This window comes from Streptomyces sp. NPDC033174 (genome assembly GCF_055577795.1).
This window is the reverse complement of the sequence record NZ_JBVIPQ010000008.1, coordinates 229,443-245,601: the sequence shown is the minus strand read 5'-3', so window position 1 is coordinate 245,601 and position 16,159 is coordinate 229,443. Positions and strand designations below refer to the sequence as shown.

Genomic DNA, 16,159 nt, shown 5'->3' with positions numbered 1-16,159 from the left:
CGGACCGCCGACGGGCTGCGACGGACAGGGGCGCCGGCCGCCCGGAGGATCACCGCGTGGGACGGTACTCCTGGACGGCCTGTTGGTAGATCTCGGACACCTTGTCGCGCTGGCTCTCCGGACCGATGACCTGGATGACGTGGTACCGGCCGCCGACGATCATCGCCAGGTTCCGTACGTATACCTCACGACCGCTGCTGTCCTGCCAGGTGAACTGCCCCTCGGCCATGGCTTGCTGACCCACGTCGATCCTGCGCAGCCCGGAGGCGCTCGACCAGGAGGACTCGCGCCAGGGCTGGAGCTCTCGCTCCTTGGTGCGCTGGTACGTCATGGGATCGGAACCGCCCGTCTGGACGGTGTCCCGGCCCGGGACCACGATCAGGGTGAAGCCATTGCCGTTGTACCGGACTTGTCCCGCGTCGTTGATCGGGCTGCGCTGCCACTTCTTGTCGACGCCGATCCGGAAGCCCTCGGGGTCCTCGCGCAGGGCGTAGCCGGCGGCCAGGGGACGGCCCGGCGTGGGAGGTGTGCCGGGGGTCGTACTGCCCTGCTGACTCGGCCGGGACGGGCTGCTGGGCTGCCCGCCGGGCTGCTGGGACGACGGGGACTGCCCGCTGCCGGGCGTCTGCCCGCCCGGCCGGCCCTGGTCCGGGTCGGAGCCGGGCATGAACTTCACGGCGTACACGACGGCTCCGGCCAGCAGGAGCAGGATGAGGACCAGCAGCAGACGCCCCAGGGAACGCGGTCCGCGGCGCGGCGGCTCCGAACGGCCCGGCCGCAGCGGCCGGCCGGGTGTCTCGGGACGGCTGTAACCCTCGGGCCGGCCGAATGCGTCGGTCCGGCCGTACGCCTCCGACCGACCGTGTTCCGACCTGCTGTACGCGGTGGCCCGGTCCGCCCGCGGGCCGGGCTCGCGCGTCCGCCGGGGCTCCTTGGCCTTCTTGTGGCGATGACGGCCGTGTGCGGAGACTCCTCCGCCACGGCGTTTGCGCACCAGCTCACCGCGGCGGCGCACGATGGGCAGCCGCGTGCCGTCGAAGGACGGCAGCGGTACGGCCTCCGTGCCCACCTCGGGCTCGGGCGCGGACCGGACGAGCGAACGCAGCCAGCCGCGCAGTTCCTCGAAGTCCGGCCGCTCGGTCGGGTCCTGGCGGAGCAGAGACTCGACGATCGGGCGCAGCGGCCCGCACTCCTCGGCGAAGGCGGGGGGCTCGGCGCAGACGAGCTGGACCAGCTCGGCCGCGCTCTCCTCGGGGTACGGGGCGTGGCCCTGGACGGCGCGGTAGAGCAGCGCGCCGAGCGCCCAGAGGTCGGTGGAGGGGCCGATGGGCGGGGCCAGCTGCCAGTTCTCGTGGACGGGGCCGGCCTGCTCCGGCGCCCAGCGCTCGGTGACGGCGCCCACCACGGCGATCCGGGCCTGCCGGGCCCGCTCGGCGGCGAGGGGCGTGCCGGGGCCCCGGTAGGCGGGCGCCCGGCCCCCGGCCACGACGTCGTCCCAGCGGCCGCCGGTACGGGCCGGTTCGGCCGGGCCCTCCTGGCCCCGCTGCGAGTCGGCCTTCAGGGCGTCGCGGCCGCTGTCGCGCGGGGGCGGGGTGGCCGCGCTCGACCGGTAACCGGACGGGAGGGCGGGACGACCGGCGTGGGGCAGCCCTCCGCCACCGGCCGGCAGCGAACGGGCACCGTCCCGGCCCGCCGACGGGCCGTCGTTCCAGACCCCGGCGAGCAGCGCGCGCCGCGGCCCGCCGCCGCGGCCGCCGTCGGCGCCCTCGTCGGGGCCGTCCTCGGTGCCGTCGTCCAGGTCGTCGTCGTCCACGGCCTGGGACCACCACTGGGCGTCGTAGGGCGTGCCGCCGTCCCCGGAACGGGCCCCGGGCGGTGCCGGCGGCCCGCCGGCCCGGAGAGCGCCCGGGGCGCCCTGATGGCCTTCGCGACTCTGACGGCTCTCGTCATTCCCGTGATCCTCGTGGCTCTGCTTGTCCTCCTGGGCTTCGTTGAGGCGCGCCGCGGCCCTGGCTCCCGCCCGGTACGCGGCGATGGCGCCCGCCCGCGCGGCTCGTACGTCCGCCGAGGAGGATGCCGGGGATCCCTCGGTGCCGGCAGCAGGCAACTCGGGCCGCGCCCCGGGGACACGCGGGCGGCCCGGGGAGCCTTCGCTCGGGTCGTGGCCACCCGTGGCGTAGCCGGGGCCGGGGGCGCTCGGGTCGTGGACGCTCGGGTCGTGCACGTCCGGGCCGTGGAAGCCCGGGGCGCGGAAGCCCGGGTCGTGGACGGGCGCGTATGCGCCGGTGTCCGTGCCGTAACTCTCCGGGCCGTAGCCGGAGTCGTAGCCGGAGTCGTAGCCGCCCGTGTCGTCGGCGCCTGGGCCGTCGGCGGCCGGGGCGTCGTCGGCGTCCGGCACCGGCGCGTACCCGCAGAGCGCCTCCTCCGCCGCTCCGGCGGCCAGCCCGGTCAGGACGACCCGCCCGTCGTCGCAGACGAGGACCGTCCGGACGGTGATGTTCCGGTGGGTCCAGCCGTGCGCGTGGAGCACCCGGAGGGCGGTGAGGACGTCCGCGCCGATCTCCGCCGCCCGGTACGGGTTCAGGGGCCGCTCGGCGAGGAGCGCCGCGAGCGGCCGGGCCGCGACCAGTTCACTCACTATCCAGAGCGAGCCGCCCTCGGCGAAGACGTCGAAGACCTGGTCCAGCCGGGGGTGGTCGGGGATCTGCGCCGCCGCCTGTGCCGCTTCGATGGCCCGCCGTACGGCGGGATCCGTCGGCCGCCGGGTCGTACGCCCGGACGCCCGTCGCTGCGCGTACCCCGTCGATCCGTCCGCGTCGAGCACCTCGGCGTCGACGACCTCCGGCAACGGCAGCTGGCGGACGAGGACTTCCTGCCCGCTGTATGTGTCAAACGCCCGCGTCTCGACCAGTTCGTACTCGTCCGAAGGCGGCAACGGAAGGCGGTAGCGGTCGGCGAGCACCCTTCCCGCGTAGTCGTCCACGACGCCTCCCCACGAGCGCGCTGTCCCCCAGGTCCCGTAGTTCAGCACGAAACCGTCAATTGCGATCCGGTCCCGTGCAGTTAACGTCTCTGTTCGGCTGCGTACGGTCCCCGGGCTCTCACGATACGTGGCCTTGGTCAGTCCTTGGGGCTGAACGTCGCGAACGCCGTATCGCGCAGCGTCTTGCACTCGGCGGCGTTCCACTCACTGGACTTGCAGCTGATCATGATGGAGTAGCCGTGGTTGGCGTCCACCTTGAAGCCGCGGTTGAGGACCATGACGCGCATACCACCCTGGTTGCGCTCGAACTGCCAGTCGGCGACCGTCGGGTAGCCCCTGTACGAGACGCTCTTTATCCCGTGGTGCTGGTAGCCGTTGCTGCTGGCGGCCACCGGGCTGACGGCCGCCGCCCAGGCGGCGGCCGCGTCGTCCTTGGGGTTGGCGTTGAAGTCGACCTGGACGCGCGGGAAACCGCCGGAGGCGCTGAAGATCCCGCCGGAGTTCCGGCCCGCTATTCCGGTCATCCGGAACGCCTTGGGCATCGCGATCGTGAAGTGGAACCGCGCGTTGGTCACCATGACGTACCCCGCCGGAAGCACCGCACCGCCGCTGCCGGCCGTGGCACCTGTGCCACCGGTCCCCCCGGTGCCGCCGGTCGCCTTGCCGTCGCCGGTCGTGGCGCCGGTCGAGCCGTCCTTGCCGGGCTGCGTCCCGCCCTTGCCAGCGGTGCTCTGACCGCCACCACGGGTGGTGGTCGTGCCGCCCTGGTCCGCGCCTTGGGCGTCACCGCCGCCGGTGGAGGCGCCGGCCGAAGCGGCCTTGTCGTCCTTGCCCTTGCCCTGGCCGGTGGTGCCGTCCCCGCCCAAGGCGACGTACAGGACGGTGGAGAGCACGGCGAGCGCCACGACGACCGCGATGATCACCAGGGTGCGACGGGGCACCACATCGGTGATCGGCGCCCGCACGGGCGCGGGACGGCCCGGTCGCCCGCCGGTCTGCGACAGCGACTGCTTCTGCTCGGGCTTCGCGGCCGCGGTGGCGGCGGCGGTCGCGGCCGCCGCGGCGTTGCGTACGGACTTCAGCGCGCCGCGCATCCGTTCCGCGGCGACGTCGGCGGCCTCCTTGGCCTTGTCCTTGGCCCGGCCTTCGGGGGCGGGCGGGATCGGGGGAAGCGCGACGACCCGGGTGGCCTCGGGCGACGGCTCCGGCTCGGCGGCGACGGGCTCCGCGGGCCCGTTGACGACCGCGTTGAGCAGCACCCGCGCCCCGGCGTCGTCGAGCCGCTGCTCGGGATCCTTGGCGAGGAGGCCGTAGATGACTTCCTCCAGCAGCGGTCCCGCGTTCTTGGGCGGGTCCACCGGCTCGGTCATGACCGCCGTCAGCGTCGCGATCGCGGAGCCCTTGTCGTAGGGCGGGCTGCCCTCGAGGCTCGCGTACAGCAGGCCGCCCAGCGACCACATGTCCGCCGCCGGGCCGGGCCTGTGGCCGCGTGCCCGCTCGGGCGAGATGTAGGAGGGCGCGCCGACGAGCATGCCGGTCGAGGTGATCGAGGGGTCCCCCTCGACCTGGGCGATACCGAAGTCGGTCAGGACGACCCGGCCGTCCTCGGCGATCAGCACATTGGACGGCTTCACATCGCGGTGCAGGATGCCCTCGCGGTGCGCGGAGCGCAGTACGTCGAGGATCGCGAGCGCGACCTCGGCGGCGCGGCGCGGGGTCAGCGTGCCGTCCTCGCGGATGGCGTCGGCGAGGGACTTGCCCTCGATGAGCTCCATGACGATCCACGGCCGGTCGTCCTCGTCGACGACGTCGTAGACGGTCACGGCGCCGTTGTTGCGGATGCGGGCGATCGCCTTGGCCTCACGCAGGGTCCGGGTGATCAGCCGGCGCTTCTCGTCCTCGTCGATGGCGCCCGGGAACCGGAGCTCCTTGACCGCGACGGTCCGCCCGAGCGTCTCGTCGACGGCCCGCCAGACCGTGCCCATGCCGCCACGCCCGAGGACGCCGCCGAGCCGGTAGCGGCCGGCCAGGAGCCGCCCCTCGGCGGTCCCGCCCTGGGCCGCCGACGACGTGCCCGACTTACTGACCTTGGTCTTGGCGTCGGCCCGCACCGGGGCGTCCGCCTTGGAGAGCACGGCCTTCTTCGCACCACCGGCACCGCCGCCCACGGGGCTCGCGCCCACTGCGGGACTCCTGCCCTGAACCGGGGTCGCGTCCGACGCGGGACTCTTGTCCAGCGCGGGGCGCTTGTCCTGTATGGGGCTCGCGTCCGCCGCGGCACTCTTGCCCTGAACGGGGGTCGCGTCCTGCACGGCGCTCTCGTCCGACGGCGCGCCGGACTCCCCGCCAGGCCCGCCGTCGCCCGACGGCGCACTCGCCGACACCGCCGACGCCCCGTCAGTTTCCGTGTCCGGCTCGACCGCTTCCGTGCCCGGCTCCGGGGCGGTCCGCGCACCGACCCCCGTGTCCGGTTCCGCGTCCCGCTGCGCGGGAACGCCGTCCCCGTCACGGGTGGTTCCGGCACCCCGCCCGGCGTCCGAACCGCTGTCCGGCTCGACGCCCGTCACCGCGTCCCGCCGAGGTTCCCGCGCCGTGTCCCGCGACTGCTCCGCCTCCGACATGCGTCCCCTCTGCGATCCCTGATCTTCGCCCGCGCCTGCCGCTCCCGCGCGATGCGGTAACCCGCCCTGGAAGAGGGTCCATTGTCCCTCACCCCGGGACCGGCACTGCTCCCGGGTCCGCACTCCGACACGACGGCCGCACGGTGAGCGGTTCCCACCATGCCACCCCGCGGGGCGCAGGTCACGGCCGCACGGCCGGGCCCCTCCCGGCGCCGGCGGTCACCGGGCACGCCCCGGCGCTCCTGGGCCGCCCGGGGCCCGCGGCACCATCCGCATCAACTCCCGCACGTGCCACGGAGGATGAGTGGCACAGGCAGACGGCATATGCCCCGGCGCCTCCGCCCCGGGGCCCGCGTACCGCGTGGACTAGATCGGAACGATGTCCGGCGCACCCAGGCGCGCCGCGTCGGCCGTCAGGTCGTCGGGCTGCCGCTGCGACTCCCGCTCCGCCTCCACGCGCTTCTCGTAGTGCGCCACCTCCTTGTTGATCTGCCCCTCGTCCCATCCCAGGACCGGCGCCATCAGTTCAGCGCACTCGCGCGCGCTGCGCGCCCCGCGGTCGAACGTCTCGATGGAGATGCGGGTACGCCGGGTCAGTACGTCGTCCAGATGGCGCGCTCCCTCGTGCGAGGCCGCGTAGACGACCTCGGCCCGCAGATAGTCGTCGGCCGCCGCCAGGGGCTCGCCCAGACTCGGGTCCGCGGCGACCAGTTCCAGTACCTCCTCCGCCATGGAACCGAACCGGTTGAGCAGATGCTCCACCCGCACCACATGGAGCCCGGTCCGGGCCGCGATCCTCGCCCGTGCGTTCCACAGCGCCCGGTACCCCTCGGCGCCGAGCAGGGGCACGTCCTCGGTCACGCATGACGCCACCCGCTGGTCGAGCCCGTGCACCGCCTCGTCGACGGCGTCCTTGGCCATGACCCGGTAGGTCGTGTACTTGCCGCCGGCGACGACGACCATGCCCGGCACCGGATGCGCCACGGTGTGCTCCCGCGACAGCTTGCTGGTCGCGTCCGACTCCCCGGCGAGCAGCGGCCGCAGCCCCGCGTACACCCCCTCCACGTCGTCCCGGGTGAGGGGCACCGACAGGACCGAGTTGACGTGCTCCAGCAGGTAGTCGATGTCGGCGCTCGACGCCGCCGGGTGCGCCTTGTCCAGGTCCCAGTCGGTGTCCGTGGTCCCCACGATCCAGTGCCGTCCCCACGGGATCACGAACAGCACCGATTTCTCGGTCCTCAGGATCAATCCCGTATTCGAGTGAATCCGGTCCTTCGGTACGACCAGATGGATGCCCTTCGAAGCCCGCACATGGAACTGCCCCCGCTCCCCGATCAGCGCCTGTGTGTCGTCCGTCCACACCCCGGTCGCGTTCACGACCTGCTTGGCCCGGATCTCGTACTCCCCGCCGGCCTCGACGTCCTGCACCCGGGCGCCGACCACCCGCTCCCCCTCGCGCAGGAAGCCGACGACCCGCGCCCGGCTGGCGACCTTCGCGCCGTAGGAGGCGGCGGTCCGCACGAGCGTCGTCACGAAGCGCGCGTCGTCCATCTGGGCGTCGTAGTACTGCAGGGCGCCGACCAGGGCGTCCTTCTTCAGACAGGGCGCCACCCGCAGCGCGTGGCGGCGTGACAGGTGACGGTGGACCGGAAGTCCCCGGCCGTGGCCCGAGGACACCGACATCGCGTCGTAGAGCGCGACACCCGATCCGGCGTAGAGACGCTCCCAGCCCTTGTGCTGGAGCGGATAGAGGAACGGCACCGGCTTCACCAGATGCGGGGCCAGCCGCTCGAGCAGCAGCCCGCGTTCCTTCAGCGCTTCCCGCACCAGCGCGAAGTCCAGCATCTCCAGATAGCGCAGGCCGCCGTGGATGAGCTTGCTCGACCGGCTGGAGGTGCCCGAGGCCCAGTCGCGCGCCTCGACGAGCCCGGTGGCGAGTCCTCGCGTCGCCGCGTCGAGGGCGGTCCCGGCTCCGACCACGCCGGCGCCCACGACCAGCACGTCCATTTCACCCTCGGCCATGGCCGCGAGCGCCTCGGCGCGCTCCGCGGGTCCCAGTGTCGCTGTCCTCACCGCTGCCTCCCGTCGTCCCCCACGTGGTCGGGCTCACAGACTCGATTCTGTCCCCGCTCACCGACTTCAGCCACCGCCTGTGGATATCCCCGGGATCCTGGGAGTGACGCGGTGGCCCCCAGCAGATCAACACTCGGCGCACACACGACAGCGCAATGCCGCATATCGGTCATATTTACGCCTAGTCTGACATTGCGTTCGCCCCATTCTGTCCACAGGGCTTGCGCGCCTCGTCCCCTCCGGCTACTGGGAAGGACGGCCCTCCTTCATGCCCGCTGATCTCGCCGTCATCGGCCTCGGCCACCTCGGACTCCCTCTCGCCCAGGCCGCCGTCGCCGCCGGTATCGACACCATCGGCTACGACACCGACCCGCGCCCCGTCGCCGAGCTCTGCGCCGGACGCCCACCCGTCGACGGCTCCCTCACCGCCTCCGAGATCCGCCGGATGCTCGCGGGGGGCTTCCGTCCCACCACCAACCCGGTCGAGCTCGGCCGGGTCCGTACCGCCGTCATCTGCGCCCCCACCGCTCTGGGCGCCGACCACACGCTCGACCTCACGGCCGTCGCCGACGCCGCCCGCGCACTCGCCACGCGGATGCGCCCGCACACCACCGTGCTGCTCGAATCACCCGTGCACCCCGGCACCACCGAGGACGTCCTCCGCCCCCTGCTCGAAGAGACCTCGGGCCTGCGCGCGGGCCGTGACTTCCAGCTCGCCTACTCCCCCGGGCGCCTCGATCCCGGCAACCGGGGCCATGGCTTCGCCACCACCCCCAAGGTCATCGGCGGACTCACCCCGGCCTGCACCGAAGCCGCCGCCGCCTTCTACGGCCGCCTCACCGACAAGGTCGTCCGCGCGCGCGGCCCTCGCGAGGCCGAGACGGTCAAGCTCCTGGAAACCAACTTCCGCCACGTCAACATCGCCCTCGTCAACGAGATGGCCGTGCTCTGCCACGACCTCGGCGTCGACCTCTGGGACGTCATCCGCTGCGCCGAGACCAAGCCCTTCGGCTTCCAGGCCTTCCGCCCGGGCCCCGGCGTCGGAGGCCACGGCGTCCCCGTGGACACCATCGGCGCCCACCGCCCGCTGCGCATGGTCGAGCTGGCCACCCAGGTCAACGAGCGCATGCCGCAGTACGTGATCCAGCGCAGCGCCACCCTCCTCAACGAGCACGGCAAATCCGTCCGCGGCGCACGGGTCCTGCTGCTCGGAGTCACCTACAAGCCGGACCTCGCCGACCGCGAGGGCTCCCCGGCCGACGAGATCGCCCGCCGGCTGATGGATCTGGGCGCGGTGGTGAGCTACCACGACCCCTACGTCCCCGACTGGCGCGTACGCGAGGCCCCCGTCCCCCGGGCGGACTCGCTCTACGAGGCCGCGGCCCACGCGGACCTGACGATCCTGCTCCAGCACCACCGCACGTACGACCTCCAGGGCCTCGCGGTGAAGGCCCAACTCCTCCTCGACACCCGGGGAGCGACCCCGGCGGGGGCGGCCCACCGTCTGTGACCCGCGCCCTCCGCCGGACCACGGCCCAACGGAAGGGGCCCCGCACCAGTCGGTGCGGGGCCCCTTGCGTGCGTCTGCGGAACGTCAGCGGCTGTGCTGCGAGTCCGCCACGGTCACCTCGACGCGCTGGAACTCCTTGAGCTCGCTGTAGCCCGTCGTCGCCATCGCCCGGCGCAGCGCGCCGAAGAAGTTCATCGACCCGTCGGGGATGTGCGAGGGACCGGCCAGGATCTCCTCGGTCGTGCCGACGATGCCCAGGTCCACCAGCTTGCCGCGCGGCACGTCCTCGTGGACGGCCTCCATGCCCCAGTGGTGGCCCTTGCCCGGCGCGTCGGTCGCGCGGGCCAGCGGGGAGCCGATCATCACCGAGTCGGCGCCGCACGCGATGGCCTTCGGCAGGTCGCCCGACCAGCCCACGCCACCGTCCGCGATGACGTGCACATAGCGGCCACCGGACTCGTCCATGTAGTCGCGGCGGGCCGCGGCCACATCGGCGACCGCGGTCGCCATGGGCACCTGGATGCCCAGCACATTGCGGGTGGTGTGCGCGGCGCCACCGCCGAAGCCGACCAGCACGCCCGCCGCGCCCGTGCGCATCAGGTGCAGGGCGGCGGTGTACGTGGCGCAGCCGCCGACGATGACCGGGACGTCCAGCTCGTAGATGAACTGCTTCAGGTTCAGCGGCTCGGCGGCGCCGGAGACGTGCTCGGCGGAGACCGTCGTACCGCGGATGACGAAGATGTCCACACCGGCGTCGACGACGGCCTTGGAGAACTGCGCGGTGCGCTGCGGGGAGAGCGCGGCGGCGGTGACCACACCCGAGTCGCGCACCTCCTTGATGCGCTGCCCGATCAGCTCTTCCTTGATGGGAGCGGAGTAGATCTCCTGCAGACGGCGGGTCGCGGTCTCCTCCTCCATCTCGGCGATCTCGTCGAGCAGCGGCTGCGGGTCCTCGTAGCGGGTCCACAGACCTTCGAGGTTCAGCACGCCGAGCCCGCCGAGCTCACCGATGCGGATGGCGGTCTGCGGGGAGACCACCGAGTCCATGGGGGCGGCCAGGAACGGCAGCTCGAACCGGTAGGCGTCGATCTGCCAGGCGATCGAGACCTCCTTCGGGTCCCGGGTGCGCCGGCTCGGGACGACGGCGATGTCGTCGAACGCGTACGCCCTGCGGCCGCGCTTGCCGCGCCCGATCTCGATCTCAGTCACGATGTGTGGCCTTTCCCTCTACGTCTGCGCCTACCAGTATCCCCGACACACGCGGGAGGGGCGGTCCCGGCCACATGCCGGAACCGCCCCTCACCGAGAGTCCGTGCTACTTCCTGCTGTAGTTCGGCGCCTCGACCGTCATCTGGATGTCGTGCGGGTGGCTCTCCTTGAGGCCCGCCGAGGTGATCCGTACGAACCGGCCGTTGGCCTGGAGCTCCGGCACCGTCCGGCCGCCGACATAGAACATCGACTGGCGCAGACCGCCGACCAGCTGGTGGACGACCGCCGAGAGCGGGCCGCGGTAGGGCACCTGCCCCTCGATGCCCTCGGGAACCAGCTTCTCGTCGGAGGCGACACCCTCCTGGAAGTAGCGGTCCTTGGAGAAGGAGCGCTGCTCGCCACGCGTCTGCATGGCGCCGAGCGAGCCCATGCCGCGGTACGACTTGAACTGCTTGCCGTTGATGAAGAGCAGCTCGCCCGGGGACTCCTCGCAGCCCGCCAGCAGCGAGCCCAGCATCACCGTGTCGGCGCCCGCCACCAGGGCCTTGGCGATGTCGCCGGAGTACTGCAGACCGCCGTCGCCGATGACCGGGACACCGGCCGCCTTGGCGGCGAGGGAGGCCTCGTAGATCGCGGTGACCTGCGGGACGCCGATACCGGCGACCACCCGGGTCGTACAGATGGAGCCCGGGCCGACGCCGACCTTGATGCCGTCGACGCCCGCGTCGATCAGCGCCTGTGCGCCGTCACGGGTGGCGATGTTGCCGCCGATGACGTCGACGCTGGTGGAGTTGGACTTGATCTTGGCGACCATGTCGCCGACCAGCCGGGAGTGGCCGTGCGCGGTGTCGACGACGATGAAGTCGACACCGGCCTCGATCAGCGCCTGGGCGCGCTCGTAGGCATCCCCGGCGACACCGACGGCCGCGCCGACGAGCAGCCGGCCGCCCTTGTCCTTGGCGGCGTTCGGGTACTTCTCGGCCTTGACGAAGTCCTTGACCGTGATGAGGCCCTTGAGCAGCCCGGCGTCGTCGACCAGCGGGAGCTTCTCGATCTTGTGGCGGCGCAGCAGCTCCATGGCGTCCACGCCGGAGATGCCGACCTTGCCCGTGACCAGCGGCATCGGCGTCATGACCTCGCGCACCTGGCGGCTGCGGTCCGTCTCGAAGGCCATGTCGCGGTTGGTGACGATGCCGAGCAGCTTGCCCGCCGCGTCGGTGACCGGGACACCGCTGATGCGGAACTTGGCGCAGATCGCGTCGGCCTCGCCGAGCGTCGCGTCGGGGTGCACCGTGATCGGGTCGGTGACCATGCCGGACTCGGAGCGCTTCACCAGGTCGACCTGGTTGGCCTGGTCGGCGATGGAGAGATTGCGGTGCAGCACGCCGACGCCACCCTGCCGCGCCATGGCGATCGCCATGCGGGCCTCGGTGACCTTGTCCATCGCCGCCGAGAGCAGCGGGATGTTCACCCGTACGTTCTTGGAGATGTACGAGGAGGTGTCGATCTGGTCGGGCGCCATGTCGGACGCGCCCGGCAGCAGCAGCACGTCGTCGTAGGTCAGCCCGAGTGTCGCGAATTTCTCGGGCACTCCGTCGACGTTTGCAGTCATGACACCTTCCCCAAATGGCCTTGATCGGTGCGGATGTCCATGCTAACGGGCTACGGGGGTGTCTCATTCCACGATCAAGATCACCCAGCAGATTTGTACGTTCATACGTGCGCAGGCGCGCCGTATCTCACTGCTCCGCCAGCGCCCTCAGCCGGCTGAGCGCACGGTGCTGAGCCACCCGTACCGCCCCGGGAGACATCCCGAGCATCTGGCCGGTCTCCTCGGCGGTCAGTCCTACCGCCACTCGGAGCACCAGGAGCTCCCGCTGGTTCTCCGGCAGGTTCGCGAGGAGCCGCTTGGCCCACTCGGCGTCATCGCTGAGCAGGGCCCGCTCCTCGGGACCCAGGGAATCGTCGGGCCGCTCCGGCATCTCGTCGGAGGGCACGGCGGTGGACCCGGGATGCCGCATGGCGGCCCGCTGCAGATCGGCGACCTTGTGTCCGGCGATGGCGAAGACGAACGCCTCGAAGGGCCGGCCGGTGTCCTTGTAGCGCGGCAGAGCCATCAGGACGGCGACGCAGACTTCCTGCGCGAGGTCCTCGACAAAGTGGCGAGCATCACCGGGAAGCCGGTTCAGCCGCGTGCGGCAATAGCGCAGGGCAAGGGGGTGAACATGGGCCAGAAGATCGTGCGTGGCCTGCTCGTCGCCCTCGACGGCACGGTGAACGAGTGCACCGATCGCCCCAGGGGCAGTCGCAGCCTCGTCGTCGCGCATCGCTCCATGGTGCCTTGGCGCCTGTTGATTCGCGGCACCGCGTCCGTAGTTGTGCACCGAAGCGTTATGAGCAGGTGCGCCGGAACTCATCTCCCGCGCCCTCCCCTTCCGCTCGATCGACTCGTCCCCGAGGAACTCCACACCTCAAGGATGCGGCATCCGGCGAGGAAGTGACACAAGCCGCCGCGGCGAGGACGGAAGCCACTGCCGCAGCGGGGGTACGAGCGGCTCCCGCGAGGGAGGCCCGAACCCGCCCCGTCCGCCCGGCGGCGGACGGGGATCCGACCGGTCACCGCTAGCGGACGAGGCCCCAGCGGAAGCCGAGCGCCACGGCGTGCGCCCGGTCCGAGGCGCCCAGCTTCTTGAACAGTCGCCGGGCGTGCGTCTTGACCGTGTCCTCGGAGAGGAAGAGCTCGCGCCCGATCTCGGCGTTGGACCGTCCGTGGCTCATGCCCTCGAGCACCTGGATCTCACGCGCGGTGAGTGTCGGGGCCGCACCCATCTCGGCCGACCGGAGCCGACGCGGGGCGAGCCGCCACGTCGGGTCGGCCAGCGCCTGGGTGACGGTCGCGCGCAACTCGGCGCGTGAGGCGTCCTTGTGCAGATAGCCGCGGGCCCCCGCGGCGACCGCGAGCGCGACACCGTCCAGGTCCTCGGCGACGGTGAGCATGATGATGCGTGCGCCGGGGTCGGCGGAAAGCAGTCGGCGGACGGTTTCCACGCCGCCCAGACCGGGCATGCGCACGTCCATCAAAATAAGATCCGAGCGGTCCGCACCCCAGCGGCGGAGGACTTCCTCGCCGTTGGCCGCGGTGGTCACGCGCTCGACGCCGGGCACGGTCGCGACCGCGCGTCGAAGCGCCTCTCGGGCAAGCGGGGAGTCGTCGCAGACGAGGACGGATGTCATGGCCGCCCTCCGCAGCTGATGCGCGTCACCTTGAGCCTCCAGGGCTGGTACGTATCGTCACCTGTGCGGTTGACACCCCCGGACACTTGCCCGAGTGCTTGTTCTCTCAACCGCCTCCGCACTCTCAACGACGGTCACTCGAAAGAGTTACGGGTCGGACGGCCGACTTCGGCACTCTACGTGAGGGAGTGCACACGCAGGAGAGCATCGCAGGTCGTCCGCCCTTGTGCAGACGTATGCCCCATTTAGCCGGATTTCTTCCCTTTATGTGGTGTCTATGACTAGATTCGCAATGAGTCATATTTACATCTACTTAGACAGTAGTTGTACGGTCGGATCAGACTCACCAGCCGTCCGTCGCCCCCCGGCGGACCCGTCGGGCACGAGTGGCCCCACCCATCAGCCATCAACCCGCCCACCACCTATCCGTTCAGTACGGTTTCAAGGGGACAAGCGCAATGGCAGATTTCTCCCGCCTTCCCGGACCCAACGCCGATCTGTGGGACTGGCAACTCCTCGCAGCCTGCCGGGGGGTGGACAGTTCCCTGTTCTTCCATCCCGAGGGAGAGCGCGGCGCGGCACGGAGTGCGCGTGAGAACTCGGCGAAAGAGGTCTGCATGAGGTGCCCGGTACGCGCGCAGTGCGCGGCACACGCACTCGCCGTACGCGAGCCCTACGGCGTCTGGGGCGGCCTCACCGAGGACGAACGCGAGGAACTCATGGGTCGGGCGCGCAACCGTCTGATCACCTCGGCCGCGTCGAGCGCGACCGGCGCGACGCGCGCCTGAAGGAACGTTTCTGCACAGGATCTGCACAGAGGGGGCATCACCGGCACCCGGCGGCCCCAACGGCCGGAAGGGCGGCTTTACGCGCGCGCGGCGGCCCGGGTCAGCTGATCCAGCGTCGCGGCCACGGCCGGAACCTGCGCGAGGTCCGGCAGGGTGAGGGCGACGATCTCGCGCTCCACAGGGGGCTCCACGGTCACGGTTCTCGCCCGCTTGGGGCGGACCGACTCGATGGCCAGCTCGGGCAGTACCGCCACACCCAGGCCGGCGCCGACCAGGCCGACGACCGCCGGGTAGTCGTCGGTGGCGAAGTCGATGCGGGGGGTGAAGCCGGCGCTCTCACACACCTCGACCAACTGGCGGCGGCAGCGGGGGCATCCGGCGATCCAGGGCTCCTCAGCCAGGTCGCCGATGGAGACGGAACCGGCTTCGGCGAGGCGGTGGCCCTCGGGGACGAGGCCGACGAGCCGGTCGACGAGCAGGGGGCGGACGACGAGGTCGTCCCATTCGGCGGCGCCCGTGCCATAGCGGAAGGCCAGCGCCACATCACAGTCGCCCTCGCGCAGCATGTCCACCGAGCGGGGCGGCTCGGCCTCCACGAGCGAGACGCGGGTGCCGGGGTGGGCCGCGCGCAGGGCGGCGAGCGCGGTGGGGACGAGCGTGGAGCTTCCGCTCGGGAAGGAGACCAGCCGGACGCGGCCGGCCCGCAGACCCGCGATGGCGGCCACTTCCTCCTCGGCCGCGGTGAGACCGGCGAGGATGCCGGCGGCGTGCCGGGTGAGGGCCTCGCCCGCCTGGGTGAGGCGCATCTCGCGTCCCGTACGGATGAGGAGTGGGGTGCCCGCGGAGGTTTCGAGGGCCTTCATCTGCTGGCTGACGGCGGGCTGGGTGCAGCCCAGCTCACGCGCGGCGGCGGAGAAGGAGCCGGTGGCGGCAACGGCGCGCAGGACGCGCAGGTGGCGGGCCTCGATCATGCCTCGAGCATAAGGGACTCTTGGGTTTGGCAGCGAATACCTCACTGCTTCTTTGAGCCCAGTCACTTAGGGTGCCCGACATGAAGGTACTGAGCGTCAATGTCGGGCAGGCGAGGCCCGTGGACTACACCGATGCGCCCTCGGGAACGTCGGGCATCGACAAGCGCCCCGTCCTGGGACCGGTTCGGATCACGGCGCCGGGGGCCGAGGGGGTGGCGAGCGGGGTCGCCGGGGACGCCGTCTGCGACCTGCGGTTCCACGGCGGCGACGACCGCGCGGTGTACGCCTTCGCGCGCGAGGATCTCGACGCCTGGGAGAAGGAGCTGGAACGCCCGCTCGCCAACGGACAGTTCGGGGAGAACCTGACCACGAGCGGACTCGATGTGAACGGCGCGCTGATCGGGGAGCGCTGGGCGGCCGGGTCCGTGGTGCTGGAGGTGACCGGGGGCCGCATCCCGTGCCGCACCTTCGCCGGCTTCCTCGGCGAGAAGGGCTGGGTGCGGCGTTTCACGCAGGCCGGGGCGCCGGGCGCGCTGCTGCGGGTGATCGAGCCCGGTGAGATCGCGGCGGGCGACCCGCTCCGGATCGTGCACCGGCCGGCCCATGACATCACCGTGTCGCTGCTGCACCGGGCGGCGACCACCGAGCGCTCACTGCTGCCGCGCACGCTGGCCGCGGCCGAGTGGATGGAGGCCGGGCTGCTTGGGGTGGCGCGGTCCCACACCGCCAAGTACGGGGAGTAGGAGCGGTGGGACGGGCGGGGAAGGCGC

General features: G+C 71.9%; 11 protein-coding genes. 3 read left to right on the top strand and 8 right to left on the bottom strand.

What is annotated here, in order from left to right; all coding sequences use genetic code 11:
* Nucleotides 1–49 precede the first annotated feature (49 nt).
* From ACZ5VC_RS25490 to ACZ5VC_RS25480, 3 genes are all read right to left on the bottom strand, one after another.
* Nucleotides 50–2,983 carry a protein kinase gene (locus tag ACZ5VC_RS25490; RefSeq protein WP_469122320.1) on the bottom strand — a complete coding sequence of 978 codons (2,934 nt, stop codon included), beginning with the start codon at nucleotides 2,981–2,983 and terminating at the stop codon, nucleotides 50–52.
* A 137-nt stretch (nucleotides 2,984–3,120) separates the two neighbouring features.
* The gene (locus tag ACZ5VC_RS25485; RefSeq protein ID WP_469122319.1) at nucleotides 3,121–5,604 is read right to left on the bottom strand and encodes a serine/threonine-protein kinase; all 2,484 of its coding nucleotides are present in this window, start codon (nucleotides 5,602–5,604) and stop codon (nucleotides 3,121–3,123) included.
* A gap of 366 nt (nucleotides 5,605–5,970) precedes the next feature.
* On the bottom strand, nucleotides 5,971–7,677 hold the full coding sequence (locus tag ACZ5VC_RS25480; protein ID WP_469122318.1) for a glycerol-3-phosphate dehydrogenase/oxidase: 1,707 nt from the start codon (nucleotides 7,675–7,677) through the stop codon (nucleotides 5,971–5,973).
* Nucleotides 7,678–7,945: 268 nt separating this feature from the next.
* On the opposite strand from ACZ5VC_RS25480, the gene ACZ5VC_RS25475 reads away from it, so the two are divergent.
* The gene (locus ACZ5VC_RS25475; RefSeq protein ID WP_469122317.1) at nucleotides 7,946–9,187 is read left to right on the top strand and encodes a nucleotide sugar dehydrogenase; all 1,242 of its coding nucleotides are present in this window, start codon (nucleotides 7,946–7,948) and stop codon (nucleotides 9,185–9,187) included.
* 84 nt (nucleotides 9,188–9,271) lie between these two features.
* Here ACZ5VC_RS25475 and ACZ5VC_RS25470 read toward each other — a convergent pair whose 3' ends face one another.
* From ACZ5VC_RS25470 to ACZ5VC_RS25455, 4 genes are all read right to left on the bottom strand, one after another.
* Nucleotides 9,272–10,396, bottom strand: a complete 1,125-nt coding sequence (locus tag ACZ5VC_RS25470) for a GuaB3 family IMP dehydrogenase-related protein (protein ID WP_469122316.1) — start codon at nucleotides 10,394–10,396, stop codon at nucleotides 9,272–9,274.
* 106 nt (nucleotides 10,397–10,502) lie between these two features.
* Nucleotides 10,503–12,008, bottom strand: a complete 1,506-nt coding sequence (gene guaB, locus ACZ5VC_RS25465; protein WP_469122315.1) for an IMP dehydrogenase — start codon at nucleotides 12,006–12,008, stop codon at nucleotides 10,503–10,505.
* A 127-nt stretch (nucleotides 12,009–12,135) separates the two neighbouring features.
* Nucleotides 12,136–12,723: a sigma-70 family RNA polymerase sigma factor gene (locus ACZ5VC_RS25460; RefSeq protein WP_468708280.1), complete on the bottom strand. Its 588-nt coding sequence runs from the start codon at nucleotides 12,721–12,723 to the stop codon at nucleotides 12,136–12,138.
* 295 nt (nucleotides 12,724–13,018) lie between these two features.
* Nucleotides 13,019–13,630 carry a response regulator transcription factor gene (locus ACZ5VC_RS25455; RefSeq protein ID WP_003948568.1) on the bottom strand — a complete coding sequence of 204 codons (612 nt, stop codon included), beginning with the start codon at nucleotides 13,628–13,630 and terminating at the stop codon, nucleotides 13,019–13,021.
* 458 nt (nucleotides 13,631–14,088) lie between these two features.
* Between ACZ5VC_RS25455 and ACZ5VC_RS25450 the strand changes: the two genes are divergently transcribed.
* Complete coding sequence (locus ACZ5VC_RS25450) at nucleotides 14,089–14,418, top strand: WhiB family transcriptional regulator (RefSeq protein WP_469122314.1); 330 nt, start codon at nucleotides 14,089–14,091, stop codon at nucleotides 14,416–14,418.
* Nucleotides 14,419–14,495: 77 nt separating this feature from the next.
* On the opposite strand, the gene ACZ5VC_RS25445 is transcribed toward ACZ5VC_RS25450, so the two are convergent.
* Entirely contained in the window at nucleotides 14,496–15,389 is an 894-nt protein-coding gene (locus ACZ5VC_RS25445; protein WP_468708283.1) for a LysR family transcriptional regulator, read from the bottom strand.
* 80 nt (nucleotides 15,390–15,469) lie between these two features.
* On the opposite strand from ACZ5VC_RS25445, the gene ACZ5VC_RS25440 reads away from it, so the two are divergent.
* The gene (locus ACZ5VC_RS25440; protein WP_469122313.1) at nucleotides 15,470–16,132 is read left to right on the top strand and encodes an MOSC domain-containing protein; all 663 of its coding nucleotides are present in this window, start codon (nucleotides 15,470–15,472) and stop codon (nucleotides 16,130–16,132) included.
* Nucleotides 16,133–16,159: the final 27 nt, after the last annotated feature.